This is a genomic window from Fontisubflavum oceani (assembly GCF_030407165.1).
Classification (GTDB): domain Bacteria; phylum Pseudomonadota; class Alphaproteobacteria; order Rhodobacterales; family Rhodobacteraceae; genus Rhodophyticola; species Rhodophyticola oceani.
Genome location: NZ_CP129111.1, coordinates 174488 through 189304, shown reverse-complemented (window position 1 = coordinate 189304; position 14817 = coordinate 174488). Strand labels below are relative to the sequence as shown.

The 14817-nt window shown below is 61.7% G+C and carries 12 protein-coding genes and 2 pseudogenes; 10 read left to right on the top strand and 4 right to left on the bottom strand.

The annotated features are described in order from the left end of the window. Window positions 1–230: 230 nt before the first annotated feature. Window positions 231–1826: a calcium-binding protein gene (locus tag QTA57_RS00975; protein WP_290153192.1), complete on the top strand. Its 1596-nt coding sequence runs from the start codon at window positions 231–233 to the stop codon at window positions 1824–1826. A gap of 209 nt (window positions 1827–2035) precedes the next feature. Here the strand turns inward: QTA57_RS00975 and QTA57_RS00970 are convergent, their stop codons facing one another. Then, on the bottom strand, window positions 2036–3670 hold the full coding sequence (locus QTA57_RS00970) for an ABC transporter substrate-binding protein (protein WP_290153191.1): 1635 nt from the start codon (window positions 3668–3670) through the stop codon (window positions 2036–2038). Between the two features lie 253 nt (window positions 3671–3923). On the opposite strand from QTA57_RS00970, the pseudogene QTA57_RS00965 reads away from it, so the two are divergent. Together QTA57_RS00965 and QTA57_RS00960 are read left to right on the top strand one after the other, a co-directional pair. Continuing rightward, a pseudogene (locus QTA57_RS00965) lies at window positions 3924–5268 on the top strand (ABC transporter permease). Beyond that, complete coding sequence (locus QTA57_RS00960; RefSeq protein ID WP_290153190.1) at window positions 5261–5956, top strand: ABC transporter ATP-binding protein; 696 nt, start codon at window positions 5261–5263, stop codon at window positions 5954–5956. Before QTA57_RS00965 ends, QTA57_RS00960 begins: the two are co-directional and overlap by 8 nt. 13 nt (window positions 5957–5969) lie before the next feature. On the opposite strand, the gene QTA57_RS00955 is transcribed toward QTA57_RS00960, so the two are convergent. Together QTA57_RS00955 and QTA57_RS00950 are read right to left on the bottom strand one after the other, a co-directional pair. Further along, complete coding sequence (locus tag QTA57_RS00955) at window positions 5970–6929, bottom strand: alpha/beta fold hydrolase (protein WP_290153189.1); 960 nt, start codon at window positions 6927–6929, stop codon at window positions 5970–5972. Window positions 6930–6935: 6 nt separating this feature from the next. After that, a complete protein-coding gene (locus tag QTA57_RS00950) occupies window positions 6936–7229 on the bottom strand; it encodes an SCP2 sterol-binding domain-containing protein (RefSeq protein WP_145211516.1) in 294 nt (97 codons plus the stop codon). A gap of 125 nt (window positions 7230–7354) precedes the next feature. Here QTA57_RS00950 and QTA57_RS00945 point away from each other — a divergent pair, with 125 nt between their 5' ends. The 6 genes and pseudogenes from QTA57_RS00945 to QTA57_RS00920 all read left to right on the top strand — a co-directional run bounded on the left by QTA57_RS00945 (window position 7355) and on the right by QTA57_RS00920 (window position 12881). Further along, window positions 7355–7864 (top strand): tetratricopeptide repeat protein, encoded by a 510-nt coding sequence (locus tag QTA57_RS00945; protein ID WP_253261148.1) that lies wholly within the window; start codon window positions 7355–7357, stop codon window positions 7862–7864. Window positions 7865–7929: 65 nt separating this feature from the next. Continuing rightward, window positions 7930–10792: pseudogene (locus QTA57_RS00940) on the top strand (helicase-related protein). Next, window positions 10789–11154, top strand: coding sequence for an RNA-binding S4 domain-containing protein (locus tag QTA57_RS00935; protein WP_290154992.1), 366 nt, complete (start codon window positions 10789–10791; stop codon window positions 11152–11154). The pseudogene QTA57_RS00940 and the gene QTA57_RS00935 overlap by 4 nt, the downstream one beginning before the upstream one ends. 101 nt (window positions 11155–11255) lie before the next feature. Further along, window positions 11256–11591, top strand: a complete 336-nt coding sequence (gene fdxA, locus QTA57_RS00930; protein WP_145211505.1) for a ferredoxin FdxA — start codon at window positions 11256–11258, stop codon at window positions 11589–11591. Window positions 11592–11869: 278 nt separating this feature from the next. Next, window positions 11870–12385 carry a CarD family transcriptional regulator gene (locus QTA57_RS00925; protein WP_145211502.1) on the top strand — a complete coding sequence of 172 codons (516 nt, stop codon included), beginning with the start codon at window positions 11870–11872 and terminating at the stop codon, window positions 12383–12385. Between the two features lie 223 nt (window positions 12386–12608). Next, on the top strand, window positions 12609–12881 hold the full coding sequence (locus QTA57_RS00920; RefSeq protein WP_290153188.1) for a glycine zipper 2TM domain-containing protein: 273 nt from the start codon (window positions 12609–12611) through the stop codon (window positions 12879–12881). Window positions 12882–12934: 53 nt separating this feature from the next. On the opposite strand, the gene cobS is transcribed toward QTA57_RS00920, so the two are convergent. Further along, window positions 12935–13711, bottom strand: a complete 777-nt coding sequence (gene cobS, locus QTA57_RS00915; protein WP_290154990.1) for an adenosylcobinamide-GDP ribazoletransferase — start codon at window positions 13709–13711, stop codon at window positions 12935–12937. Between the two features lie 88 nt (window positions 13712–13799). On the opposite strand from cobS, the gene cobT reads away from it, so the two are divergent. Continuing rightward, window positions 13800–14816, top strand: coding sequence for a nicotinate-nucleotide--dimethylbenzimidazole phosphoribosyltransferase (gene cobT, locus QTA57_RS00910; RefSeq protein ID WP_290153187.1), 1017 nt, complete (start codon window positions 13800–13802; stop codon window positions 14814–14816). Window position 14817: the final 1 nt, after the last annotated feature.

Below are 14817 nucleotides of genomic sequence, written 5' to 3'. Positions count from 1 at the left end.
TGTTCGGGGCAGAACGTTTGGCCGGGGCAATTTTGCCGGGCCATGACGCTCATTTTCAATCTGTTTTGATCGTGCCGATTGTGTTTGGTCGGGCAACATTTCTTCTCCTTTCGGACAGGAGGCCTATCCGAATTCTTCTGAAGATATGCCATTGCTCAGGTCGCTTCGGCCCCATGGTCCGATAGGTGTCGCGTGATGAGAAAACGCAACGCCTGTTAGGGGAGACCACAATGGCGAGACATATATACGGAACACCGGAGGCCGATGAGATCAGTGGCGGCGCAGGTCCGGACCGCATTCACGGCAAAGAAAGTGACGACACGATTTCGGCAGGCAACAGCGCCGACCGCGTTTATGGCCAAGGCGGCGACGACACGATCTCTGGCGCAGGTGGTGCAGATGCGCTGCGCGGCGGCGGTGGCGCCGATGTGATCGATGGCGGCGCGGGTCAGGACAAAATTTATGGCGGCACGGGTGACGACTACCTAACCGGCGGCAATGTCCGGGCCGGTGGCTCCAGCTCCGGCACGGGGTCCGGATCGGGTGGCGTCGATGACAAACTCTGGGGTGGTGATGGTAATGACACCATGTATGGCCAAGGAGGGAACGACAAACTCTTCGGTGGCGATGAGCAGGATCAGATGTTTGGCGGTGCCGGTGCAGACAGCCTCTTTGGCGGCAATGATAATGACGAGATTTCAGGCGGTGGCGCGAATGACGTCGCCATTGGTGGTCAAGGGAACGACAACATATCCGGCAACATCGGGGCGGATCGCCTCTATGGCGGTGCTGATCAAGATGTTTTGTCCGGCGGCACCGGCTCCGACCGCCTTTATGGTGGTGCTGGTCATGATCACTCCCAGGGCGACGAGGGGAATGACAAGGCCTATGGGGCCGATGGCGATGATACCCTGACGGGCGATGGTGGCGACGACCGTCTCTATGGTGGCGCTGGCAACGACGCGTTGGATGGCGGTATCGGGGCCGATTTCCTCTGGAGCGGCAAAGGCGATGACGTCATGTTCGGCGGGGCGGGCAATGACCGGCTTGGTGGCGCAGACGGAAATGACATCCTCTGGGGCGGCAGTGGCAAGGATCTTCTCTATGGTCGGGCCGACAATGACGAGCTGCATGGCGGTACCGGCAATGACGAGCTGAGAGGCGGCATTGGCGATGACGTGCTTTACGGCGACGGCGGCAGCGACTTTCTTGGCGGTGGCCAGGGCAATGACATGCTGGACGGTGGCACGGGCAATGACACGTTGATGGGGCGCCAGGGTGACGACGTTCTGTCCGGCGGGGCAGGGGTCGATGCTCTGTTCGGCGGCAATGGCAAGGATGTCTTGTCTGGTGGCGGCGGTGGCGATGTGCTGAATGGCGGCGCTGGCGCAGACGATCTGTCGGGCGATGCGGGGCGCGACGTTCTGAACGGCGATTCCGGTGCGGATGTGCTCCGCGGCGGTGCTGGCGCTGACACGCTGGACGGTGGCCACGGGACCGACCGCCTTGAGGGTGGATCGGGCGTCAACCAATTGACTGGCGGCTCAGGTGCAGATGTCTTTATTTTCAAAGACGGTGGCTTTTCCCGCGATACGATCACCGATCTGCAAGTCTTTGGGTCGGCCAAAGACACCATTGATCTATCGGACTTTGGCTTCCTGACGACGTATGCCGATCTGGATGCTTGGCAAGCGGCCAATGTCACAGTGACAGCGGATGGCGACGTCAAGATGCGTCTCGCTGGCGCGCAATCCGTCGTGATCGAGGACCATACCGATCGTGGGGAGGCGTTCGTCGAATTCGTGATGGACACGATCTTGTTCTAACCAAGATCAGATCAAATCCGCCGTTTTGCAGGCGCGGCGGTTCCCAGGATTTGTTGTCAACGTGACGGGGGTTCTACCCATCCCTCGTGAAGCTGATGACGTGCGTACAACAGATTCTGGAAGGGCATTTGGTGGGGTGGGTCTAAGCAGCCATCCATTGCCAGATGGTCCCGGAGAGGGCGGCGCATTCTGCGCCGCCCTTCTTTGTATCAGGCTGCGAAGCCGAGGTAATGTAGGTGGATCTCATAGATCGGGTGCGTTTCCGCGCCGACGATGTCCTCCCGATGGTGCCGGTAAACCGAGCGCCAATAGGGCTGAATGATCACCCCTTCATCGCGCATGATCTGTTGAATCCGGGCCATCACCTGGCTGCGGGCTTCGGCATCGGCAATTGCCGAAGCTTCGGCCAGAAGCGTGTCGAACTCTTCGTTGTTGAACCCGGTTTCGTTCCAGGGCTCGCCCGATTTATAGGCCAGCGTCAGGTTCTGCACGCCCAAGGGCCGGTGGCCCCAATCGGTGGAGCTGAACGGGTACTCGGCCCAATCGTTCCAGAAGGTCGACCCTGGATAGATGGTCCGTGTCACGTTCAAACCGGCATCGCGAAGCTGCGCCGCCAGTGCGTCCGAGGTGGGGCGCCGCCAACTGTCATCGATCGAGATCAGCTCATGCTCAAAGTCGAGCACACCAGCCTCTTCCATCAGGCGACGGGCTTCTTCCGGGTTATATTCCGGCGGTCCGATATCGGCATATTCGGGATGGATCGGGCAGACATGGTGGTTCTCCGCCACAGTCCCGCGCCCATCATAGCCGATTTCAAGCAGAACACTGTTGTCGCAGGCCAGCGCCAAGGCGCGGCGCACCCGCACATCGTCATAAGGTGCGTTGTTCTGATTGGTCCGGAGCACCAGCGAGTTGGCCGAGAGCGCTTCGGATTTGGTCCAGCCGATCGAGTCGAAAATATCGACGAAATTGCCGACAGTCTCATAGAGCATGTCGATCTCGCCGGCCTCGGCCGCGGCCAAATGGGCCGATTGGTCGGTGCCGAGATCGACAAATTCGATCCGGTCCAGCGCCGCGCCATTATCGGCGTCCCACCAGGTGTGATCGGGGTTCTTCTCCATCACCGCGCCGACACCCACCTCGTAAGAGACGGGCCGATAGGGGCCCGTGCCGACGGGGTTGTCGACCGGGCTGCCCGAGAAGCCGTTCTGCACGATGGCAGAGGGGTAATCGGACATGGTCGGGATGATGGTGATGTCGGGCTGTGCCAGATTCAGCACCACGGTGTGATCGTCGACGACCTCCAAGACGCCATCGGCAATCGCGCCGGTCGCTTCGTCGATGAGCGCGCCCATCCGCGACGCCATCGCGTTGCCTTCCATCGAGCGGTCGCACCACCGGGTGATGTTGTAGGCCACATCGTCCGAGGTAAACGGCGTGCCATCGTTCCACATCACACCCTGACGCAGGTACAACGTGTATTGTGTCGCGTCCTCATTGACCTCCCAGTTTTCCAGAAGTCGGCCCGAGAACACGCCATCACGGCTGTATTCCACCAGGTATTCCAGCCACCCACGGCTGAAATTCGCGATCTGCGGCCAGTCATAGGAGGGCGGATCTTTCATCGCCCGGACTTCTTGCTGGATGCGGATCGTTCCGCCTTGTTGGATATGCCCGGCGGCGCGCGCAGGTTTGGCCGAGCCGATCAGGCCATAGGCCACGCTGGCCGATACGCCAAGCGCGGTCGCGCGGGTCAAAAACTCGCGGCGGTCCATCGTGCCGTCAGCGACTTCCTGCGCATAGGCCATAGCTGCGGGATGCACGTTTCGTGCGGAATGAGTCATAGGTGTTTGTCTCCCTGGACGAACGGGCATGCGCCCGGCCTGGTCGTCAACTCCAGGCATTCTGGGTGAAGGCGGGGCGCAGGCATCTGTCGGCCCGTCTAACCGCCACGGTTCGATGTCAAAAAACGACATGAAAGATTAAAAGCGACATGTTGGGTGGGTGCAAGCGTTATTGGTGCTGGAATCAACGAAGCTTGACCCTTGGCCTTAAAGCACCCAGTTTGCGCGCAACAATAATGGGCAGGAGCGCCGGATGTCTGGCCGGACCAAACCGTTCTCGGGCTTTGAGTTTATGATCGCTTGGCGCTATCTGCGCGCCCGCCGCGCCGAGGGTGGGGTCAGCGTGATGACCTGGATCAGCTTTATCGGCATAGCTTTGGCGGTTATGGCGTTGATTGCGACCTTGGCCGTCCGCTCGGGCTTCCGCCATGAATTTGTCGCGACGATTGTTGGCGCGAACCCGCATATCTCTGTTCTTGGGTTGGAGCGGTTCGACTATACCGAAGAAGAACGCGCTCTGATCGACGCGAACCCGGATGTCGCGGCGGCCTTGGCCGGGCGCGCGGCCACCACACGCACAATTGAAGCGCCGCAAGCGGTGGCCGACGCGGTCCGCGCGGTGGCCGGTGTCGAACATGCCGCCGCCGTCATTCGCGCCGAGGTTATGGCCAGCGCGCGGGCCGAAAATACGCTAGGCCAAGTGATTGGGATCACGGCCGAAGATCTGGCCACGGTGCCTTTGGTGCGCGAGCCGGAAGCCGCCTTTGGTGATCTGCAGCGTTTCAACGAGGGTGTCGCAATTGGCGAGGGCGTGGCGCGACGTTTGGGGCTGCGGATCGGCGATACGATCCGCCTGACCTCGCCCACGGGCGCGCAGACCGTGGGGGCGCGCCGCCCGGATCGGGGGTTATGAGGTCGTCTATGTGTTCCGGGTGGGCCGGTGGGACATCGACAATGTGCGTATCTATATGCCCTTTGCCGAGGCGCAGAGCTTCTTTGGCCGCGATGGCGTGGCCGATAGCATTGACGTGGCGGTCGGCGATCCCGAGGCCGTCGAAGAGGTGGTTTGGGAGGTGTCCCAAGCGGCGGGGCAGGGCACCTATGTTCGCACCTGGCAGGACAGTTCCGGAGCGTATCTGCAAGCCTTGCAGATGGAAGACAACATCATGTTCGTCATCCTCTCGATCCTGGTTTTGATCGCAACGATGAACATTGTCTCCGGCCTGATCATGCTGGTGAAAAACAAGAGCCACGATATTGGGATTCTGCGAACTGTGGGCCTGAGCGAAGGCTCGATCCTGCGGGTGTTCTTTATCTGCGGCTCCGCCATTGGGCTCGCGGGCACGGTTGTGGGCGTGGCGCTTGGCTGCGCCTTTGCGATCTGGATTGACCCGATCTTCAGCTTTGTGAACTGGGTCGCGGGTGGCGGTGTATGGGATCCGTCGGTTCGGCTTTTGTCGCAACTGCCCGCGCGGCTTGAATGGGCCGATGTGATGTCGGCGGTCACGCTGTCTTTGGGTCTGTCCTTTGTCGTGACGATCTTCCCCGCCCGCCGCGCGGCGCGGATGAACCCGGTGGAGGCGCTGCGCTATGAGTAGGCCAGTGTTGCGCCTCGATGGGATCAAGAAGGGCTACAATCACGGATTGCCGAATGAAATCCGCGTGTTGCGCGGAGCGTCGGTAGAGGTGCAGCCGGGTGAGATTGTCGCGCTGGTCGCGCCTTCGGGTGCTGGGAAGTCGACGCTTCTCCATATCGCCGGTCTGCTCGATACTCAGGATGCAGGCGTGGTCGAAATCGCGGGTGTGGATCAGGGCCAAGCGTCTGATCGGGCGCGGACCGCGGCGCGCCGTGGGCAGATCGGGTTTATCTATCAGTTCCACCATCTGCTGCCGGAATTCACGGCCGCCGAGAATATCGTGCTGCCGCAACTGGCCCATGGGGTGCCCCGTGCCGAGGCCGAGGCGCATGCGCAAGAGTTATTGGAAAGTGTCGGCGTGGGAGACCGCGCCAGCCATCGCCCCGCCGCGATGTCGGGCGGCGAACAACAACGCGTTGCGTTCTGCCGCGCTTTGGCGAACCGTCCTGCCTTGCTTTTGGCGGATGAGCCAACCGGAAACCTTGATCCAGCGACGTCGGATCGCGTGTTCGATGCTTTGATGGGGCTGGTGCGCGGACGGGGGCTTGGCGCGCTGATCGCGACCCACAATCTGGAACTGGCTGGGCGAATGGATCGCGTCTTGCGGCTTGACGGCGGCGTTCTGGTGGATGCGCCCGAGGCGGTCTGACCGCGGCCGCGTGTTAAGCGGCCGAACTGTCGCCCTCGAACCAGGTCACAATCGCATCAAGGATGCCATCGCGCATCGCCGGGGCCTCCATAAGCACCTCATGCTCGGCCCCTTTGATCAAATCAAGCCGTCCGCCAGGCCAATGCGCCATCCGAGCTTTGATGGCGCTTGGTTCCACGATCCGCTCCAACTCTCCTAAGATCGTCAGCGCCGGTGTGTCAGGCGCGGGCATCGCGAGCAAGGTGCTGCTCTCGCGCAGCGCGGCATTGACCCATCGGATAGAAGGGCCGCCGAGCGCCAGATCCGGATGCTCTGCCACTTGTCGTGACATATAGTCGAAATTGTCCCGGTCCGAGGTCAGCGGGTTGTCTTCAAACGCCATTGGCTCCGCAGGGCCTGTCGTAGGCGCGAATTTGGTGTCGAGGCCAAGCGGGCCGCTCAACCCCATCACGATCCCAGAGATCGAGCGGAGAAACGGCGACATCTGAATGCCCCACATCGGTGCGGTGAACACCGCGCGCGTGATCGGCAACCCGTCATGCAACGCCCTGAGTCCAATTGCCCCGCCCATCGAGTGACCGATCAGAAACCACGGCTTCGGCGGCGCGATCTGATCCAGCACTTGGCGCATGGCCGCCACATCTTCGCGATACTCATCGAAGCTGACCACATGGCCCATATCGCGGCGATGCGCAGGGCGGTCGGCAAGGCCCTGGCCGCGCCAGTCGACCGCGACCATACCATAACCGCGCGCGACCATGTCTCGCGCCAGCCGTCCGTATTTCTCGATATACTCCGTGCGGCCCGGGAACATCAGGATCGTGCCTTTGTCGCCTCCGGGCCAATGACCAACCCGAATCCGCGTGCCGTCTTTTGCGCGGACCCACCATGCGCTGGCCTCATCCGGCCCATCGGCCACATCGGCCAGATAGGGGGCGGGCTCTATCGCGGTGTCGACAGGATCGGCCAACATCACATGTCAGCCAAGCGCGCCGCCAAGGCGCATGGCCGCGCCCATATCGCCATCAACCTTCAATCGCCCGCCCATGAAGGCGGCGGTCGGGTTCAGGTCCCCGGCGAGGATTTCTTGGAACGTGTCGGCATCGGCGGTCATCGTCACATCGGCTTCGGCCCCGTCTTCGGCGGCGCGTACGCCCGAGCCGTCGACAACAATCGCGCCTTCACCTTCGATGACAAACATGGCGCTGCCGTCGAACCCATCGCCGAGTTTCGCGCTTAGAGCCGCCACGGCACCGGTAATCACATCGCTCATGAAAATCTCCTTCCCGTCGATCACGCGGCTTTGTTCTGGAACCTGCGTGTCAGAATGCTACAGTCAAAAGCAGAATGAGAGCATTCGTCATCATACACAACACTCTCCTTGCGGCAGTTTTGACCATGTCGGCGGGAACCGGCTTGGCCTTTGCGCAAAACGACCGCCTGGAAGAATTGTTTGAGCGGCTCCAAATCCCGGATTTGGGCAATTGGGAGTTGGTGGAGGAAGAGATTTACCAACGCTGGTCAATCTCCGGCTCGGCCTCGGCGGATTTCCTGTTGATGCGGGGGCGCGAGGCGCTGGATGAGGGCGATCTGGACGCGGCGCTTGATCACCTGACTGCACTGACGGATCATGCGCCGGATTTCGCCGAAGGTTGGAATGCGCGCGCGACAGCCTATTTCCGGATGGGCATGTATGGACCCTCAATTGCCGATGTGCAGCAAGTCCTGGCCCTCAATCCGCGCCACTTCGGAGCGTTGACGGGTTTGGGCCTGATGTTGGAGGAAATGGGCGAATTCGACGCCGCGTTGGAGGCTTTTGAGAGCGCGCAAGCTATACATCCGCACCGTCCCGACATAAATCAGGCGGTGGATCGGTTGAACCGAATGCTTGAGGGCGAAACCCTCTAGATTTTCAGAACAAGGGCCGAAAGGGGCTGCCCTTCGCCGGGCGGTCAGGCAGAATGACAGGCAGCATGTCGGGGCAGGGGCGGATTGCCGCCATCCTTGGCCCCACCAATACCGGGAAAACCCACTACGCGATTGAGCGGATGCTGGCGCATCGCACCGGTGTCATCGGTCTGCCGCTGCGCCTGTTGGCGCGCGAGGTCTATGACAAGATTGTCGCGCTGCGCGGCCCTTCGGTCGTGGCGCTGGTCACAGGCGAAGAGCGGATTGTGCCGCCGCGCACACAATACTGGGTCTGTACCGTTGAAGCGATGCCGCAGAGCAACGGCACAGATTTCCTGGCCGTCGACGAGATACAACTCTGCGCCGATCCCGAGCGGGGCCATGTCTTCACCGACCGTTTGCTCCATGCCCGTGGCCTGCATGAGACGCTGTTTCTGGGTGCGGACACGATGCGCGGTGCGATTGCGGCGCTGGTGCCTGGCGTCCAGTTCATGCGGCGTGACCGGTTTTCGGAGCTGACCTACACCGGCTCGAAGAAGATCAGCCGCATGGTGTCGCGCTCCGCGATCGTTGGGTTTTCGGTCGAGAATGTCTACGCCATTGCCGAGCTTTTGCGGCGCACGAAGGGCGGGGCCGCCGTGGTGATGGGGGCGCTCAGCCCACGGACCCGGAACGCGCAGGTGGAGCTCTATCAAAACGGCGATGTGGATGTGTTGGTGGCCACCGACGCCATCGGGATGGGGCTCAATCTCGACATCCGCCATGTGGCGTTTTCGGGTCTGCGCAAATTCGATGGGCGTAAGATGCGCGACCTTGCCTCCAACGAACTGGCACAGATCGCCGGGCGCGCAGGGCGATACACCGAGCCCGGCAGTTTCGGGGTCACGGGCGAGGCCGCGCCGCTGGATGATCAGGTGATCGAGGCGATCACCAACCATCGCTTCGCGCCGGTTCGGAAACTGCAATGGCGGAACGCGCGATTGGAGTTTGGCACTGTCCCGCGCTTGATCGCGTCGCTGCAGGAGCACACGCAAGACGAGTGGCTTTCGCGGGCGCGCGAAGCCGACGATCTGATGGCGCTAAAGGCTATCTCGGGGCAAGCGGATGTGGCCGAACGGATCAGCGGTGCACAGGACGTAAAACTCCTTTGGGATGTCTGCCGTATTCCCGATTTTCGAGGGATCAGCCACGCGGAACATGCGAGCCTTCTGGCGGGGATTTTCGACTATCTGCACGATCTGGGCCGCGTGCCGGACGACTGGCTTGCGCGACAGGTGAAACGTATCGACCGTACCGAAGGCGATATTGACACGTTGTCTAAACGATTGGCGTATATCCGCACATGGACCTATGTCGCGCAGCGGAATGGCTGGGTCGATGATGAATCCCATTGGCGAGACGCCACGCGTGCCGTAGAAGACCGCCTGTCAGATGCGCTTCACGAGCGGCTGACGCAAAGATTTGTCGACCGGCGCACCTCGGTGCTGATGCGCCGGTTGAAGCAGAAGGAGAGCCTTGTGGCCGAGGTGAACGACAAGGGTGAAGTGACGGTAGAGGGCCAGTTTGTGGGCCGCCTCGAAGGATTCCGGTTCCGTCAGGATGCGTCCGCAACGGCGGATGAGGCCAAGACGTTGCAGCAGGCCGCGGTGGCGGCGCTCCGGCCAGAATTCCATCTCCGCGCAGATCGGTTCTATAACGCGCCGGATACCGAGTTTGACTACACCGAGCAGGGGGCCTGATGTGGGGCGACCAGGCCGTGGGCAAACTGGTTGCCGGGCCTGAGGCGTTGAAGCCTATCGCCGAGGCCTTTGTTGATGAAGAGGCCGGGCCGGAGGTGATGCAGAAGGTCCAACGCCGGCTGCAACATTTCATCGACCGCAAGGTGGCGACCCTTTTTGAACCGCTTTTGGCGATGTCAAAGGATGAGGCGCTCACCGGGCTGCCGCGCGGTTTTGCCTTCCGCATGGTCGAGGCGCTTGGTGTCCTGCCCCGCGCCGATGTCGTTGAGGATGTGAAAGCGCTGGATCAAGACGCGCGGGCGCTTCTGCGCAAGCATGGTGTGCGCTTTGGCCAATTCACGATTTTCCAACAACTGCTTCTGAAACCCGCGCCAACACGGTTGCGGCTGGTGCTTTGGGGCTTGGCCGAGGGTCTGGCTGAGTTCCCGGAAAGCCCGCCGCCCGGTCTGGTGACGATCCCGAATGCCGAGGGGGTGCCCGACGGCTATCATACGATGTCGGGCTATCGAGCAGCGGGTGCTCGAGCGATCCGCATCGACATGCTGGAGCGGCTTGCCGATATGCTGCGTCAGCAAGATACGCGCGGCGGGTTTGAAGCGACGGCGGATATGTTGTCGATCACCGGCATGACGTTGGAACAGTTCGCGGATCTGATGCAGGGCCTTGGATATAAGGCCGATCGCGGAGAGCGGGTGAAGGTGAAAGCGGCACCAGTGACAGAGACGCCTGCTGCGGAAACATCTGCGACGGAGGGGGCCGATACCCCCGATCCGACCCCCGCCGAACTGCCTGACGATGCGCCCGGCGAGGGCCCCCCGCGACACCGCAGGAAACGCCGGTGGAGCCGCCCGCTGAGGCACCGTCCGTGCCGCCGCAGGAGATACCGACGGAGACACCGCCGGAAAGTGCAGCAGCTCAGGCGGAAGTTGCGGATGCAGAACCGGAGATGGAGGTGTTCTACACCTTTGCCTGGGCCCCGCGTCGCCGCCCGAACCAACAGGGTCAGCGCCGAAATGATGGTGGCGGCAAACCGCGTGGTAAGAAGGGCAAACCGCAGGGCAAGCCCGGTGGCAAACCACGCGGCAACAAACCTCAAAGCTTCTCCGCCAGGCCGGATCGCAAGAAAGACCGGATCGACCCGGACAATCCCTTTGCCCAAGCCCTCGCGGGGCTGAAGGATAAGAGCTGACCGAGGCGGTCAAAGACCGGCTGGACAAGTGGCTCTGGCAGGCGCGGTTCTTCAAGACCCGGAGCTTGGCCACGAAAACCGTGTCGGGCGGCCATGTGCGCGTCAATGGCGAGAAGGTGCAGAAAAAGGCAACCTCAGTCGGGCCCGGTGATGTGCTGACCTTCCCGCAAGGTCGAATGATCCGCGTGGTTCGGATCGTCGCCTTGGCCACCCGCCGCGGCCCCGCACCCGAAGCTCAGGCGCTCTATGACGATCTGACCCCGCCTGCGGAGCCAATCCCCGAACGTGTCGGTGCGCGCCCAACCAAGAAAGCGCGGCGCGATCTGGAGGCGCTCCGAGACGATGACCCCGATAGGATCTAGCCGCCAGAGTGGATCATAATCGGGCAACGGCGTCGCACCCATCTTGCAACTTTTGTGGGGGTTGCGTAGCTAACGACTGACCAACTCTGCCGAGTCTTCTGATGACCTATATCGTTACCGACAACTGCATCGCCTGCAAATACACCGATTGCGTGGAGGTTTGCCCCGTGGATTGCTTCTACGAGGGTGAGAACATGCTGGTCATCCATCCCGATGAATGTATCGATTGTGGCGTCTGCGAACCGGAATGCCCGGCTGACGCGATCCGCCCCGATACTGAGCCGGATATGGAGACCTGGGTCGAATTCAACCGCAAGTGGTCCGAAGCCTGGCCGGTGATCATCACCAAGAAAGATCAGTTGCCAAATGCGGATGAGATGGACGGCAAACCCGGCAAGATGGAGCTGTTTTCCGAGGCGCCGGGCGAAGGTGGTTGACCGATTCGCATCTGCGATGCAGATTTAGAGATATGAAAACTCTGTTGCACCGCAGCATAACCCTGTAAAAACAGGGCTTTTTGGCCTGTGCGCGCCGTCAGATTTTGAAACCTTCGTTTTTTGTGCTATATATCTGTTACAAATAGAGTTGTGACACGCGCCGCGGGGCTGCTGCCCGCGATGAGATATCAGGACATAAGAATCCGCTTGTGGAAAGCCTGTCTTTCCACTGGCGTTTTTGTCGCCTGATGCTCGCGGGCCGAAAGAGGAAGACATATATGAGCAAAGCACGCAAATCTCGGGATTTCAGCCCTAACGAATACGTGGTGTACCCTGCGCATGGCGTTGGACAGATCGTATCGATCGAAGAGCAAGAGATTGCTGGGATGACGCTTGAGCTGTTCGTGATCTCGTTTGAGAAAGACAAAATGACCCTGCGTGTGCCGACCGCCAAGGCCACCGAAGTGGGCATGCGCTCTCTGTCGAGCCCTGATGTGGTATCGAAAGCACTTGATACGCTGAAGGGCAAGGCGCGCGTGAAACGGGCCATGTGGTCCCGCCGGGCGCAGGAATACGAGCAAAAGATCAACTCAGGCGATCTGATCGCGATTGCCGAAGTCGTGCGGGATCTGCACCGCGCCGACGATCAGCGTGAGCAGAGCTATTCCGAGCGTCAGCTTTACGAAGCGGCGCTTGAGCGTCTGACCCGCGAGTTGGCGGCTGTGAACGGCATGGATGAGGCTGGTGCGCAGAAGCGCGTCGACGATGTCTTGACGGCGCGTGCCGCCGCCTAACCCGCTTGAAATTCAATAGAGAACGCCCGTCGCATTGCATTGCGGCGGGCGTTTCTGTTTTGGCGGCGGGCGCGACATCGGCATGATTGTGCTGATCTTCGATCAGGGTCGTGATCAGACTGGCCATTGTCTCTGGCCTGGCCGAACATTGAACCCGATCTGTGGTTGGTCCGACCCATTGAGGTAACAGGATCGGACGAAAGCACGTTGGAAAGGACGTAACATGTCGAAACTTCTTATGACCGTCTTCGCGGCAAGCACGCTGTTTCTTGCAGGCTGCCAGATGAGTGACCAAGACCGCGCGAATCTCGGCCTTCTGGGCGGCGCTGCGGGCGGCGTTTTGCTGGCCGACGCTTTGGATGCCAATGATGAGTGGACCATTGTGGCTGGCGTGGCTGGTGCCGCCGCGGGCACGTTGTTGGCTCGTAGCACGCAGCAGAACCGCTGCGCATATGCACGTGGCGACGGCACGATCTACTACGCTGCCTGCCCCTAATCTGAGGCGCATCGTCAAGACATTCGCTGGGCCTCCTCACCGGGAGGCCCTTTTTATGTCAGAGCCGCAACCAAAACCGCCATCGCCGCAATCTCTGCCAGTTGCTGGCTAGCGCCCAGGACATCACCGGTTTGGCCGCCGATCTTGGTTTTGGCCAGTGCACCAAGCCCGATGGCGACGGCGAACCCCATGAGAAGCGCCAAGAACCCGCCGAACCCCGCAAAGATCAGCGCCACGCCACCGGCCACGCCGCATGCCAGCCATGCGGTGTCCGCAGGCGGGCGCCCGACAGTGCGCGCCAACCCATCGGCACGCGCCGGGGCCAGATGCGCCATCAGCGCGACCATCGGCGCACGGCTGATCGTCGCGCTCACGATTAGCACGGGAACTGCACCGCCGTGATCTAAGGCAGCCGCGATCAGCGACCATCGCGCCAGCAGGCTGAGGCCCAAGGCCAGAACACCATAGGTGCCGATCCGGCTATCGCGCATGATCTCCAGCCGCCGCTCGGGTGTCCAGCCGCCCCAGAACCCATCCGCCGTATCGGCCAACCCATCTTCATGCAACGCTCCACTGGCGATGATCAAAACGGTCAGTGTCAGGGCCGCGCAGACGCCAGTCGGCAGGCCAAAGCTCATCGCGATCCCGCCCGTCAGCGCGCCCCAAATGCCAAGGACGGCACCCGCCAGCGGCCAGGCCCATGCCGCCCGCGCTGCGCGGTTTTGGTCGCCTGACCATGGCAATGGCAAGCGTGTCAGCAACCCCAGGGCCAGCCAGATATCGGCGGCCCGGATCAATGCCGTGTCGGATGTTCTGTCGCCTTCGGACATCAAATAGGCCTTTCTGTCGCGTGGCGTGTGATCAAGCTTGCGATAAACACCAAAGCCAACGTGATCGCAAATGAAAGACATCGCCGCCATGATCCAAGCTCCCGATAGTCCCGCCGCGTTTCGTGCTGCGTTAACCGCCGCTCCGAGTTCGGATGTGGCGGCCATCGCTGAGGCGCAAGCGCGCAATGGGCAACTCACCAAGCCGCCGGGCGCTCTTGGTCGGCTGGAGGATTTGGCGATCTGGTATGCGGGGTGGCGGTCGAACCCGCGTCCAACAATCGCTTCACCGCAAGCGCTTGTGTTCGCGGGTAATCACGGCGTGGTTGCGCGGGGTGTCAGTGCCTTCCCGGCGGAGGTCACCGTGCAGATGGTGGCCAATTTCGAGGCGGGCGGGGCCGCGATCAACCAACTGTGCAAGTCTGCCGGTGCGGATTTGAGCGTCCACGCATTGGAGCTTGACCGTCCGACCGCCGATTTTACCCAAGGCCCGGCGATGAGTGAGGCCGAGCTAATGGCCGCCATTGGTGCCGGGTGGACCGCCGTCAACCCAGACGCGGATCTTCTGATTACGGGCGAAATGGGGATTGGGAACACCACATCCGCTGCAGCCATCGCATTCGCGCTCTATGGCGGTGCAGCCAGCGATTGGACCGGTCGGGGCACGGGCGTCGATGATGCAGGGCTTGCGTTGAAAACCCAGGTGGTGGCCGATGGGCTGGCCGCCAATCCAAGTGCTGCCACGGATGGGCTGGAGGCGCTGCGGTGTCTTGGCGGGCGCGAACTGGCCGCGATGGTCGGCGCGATCGCCCATGCCCGCGTGCTGCGCATTCCGGTGATCTTGGATGGGTTCATCTGTACCGCTGCCGCCGCAGCCTTGGCCAAAGCCGTTCCCGGGGCGCTGGATCATGCCGTGGCGGGGCATCTCTCTGCGGAACATGCGCATGGGCCGCTCCTAACCGCGCTTGGCAAAGAGCCGCTTCTGGCGCTTGGCATGCGGCTGGGCGAGGGCAGTGGCGCGGCTTTGGCGATCCAGGTTCTGAAAGGCGCTCTGGCCTGTCATTCGGGCATGGCAACCTTTGCCGAGGCCGGTGTCGCAGCGGGTTAGA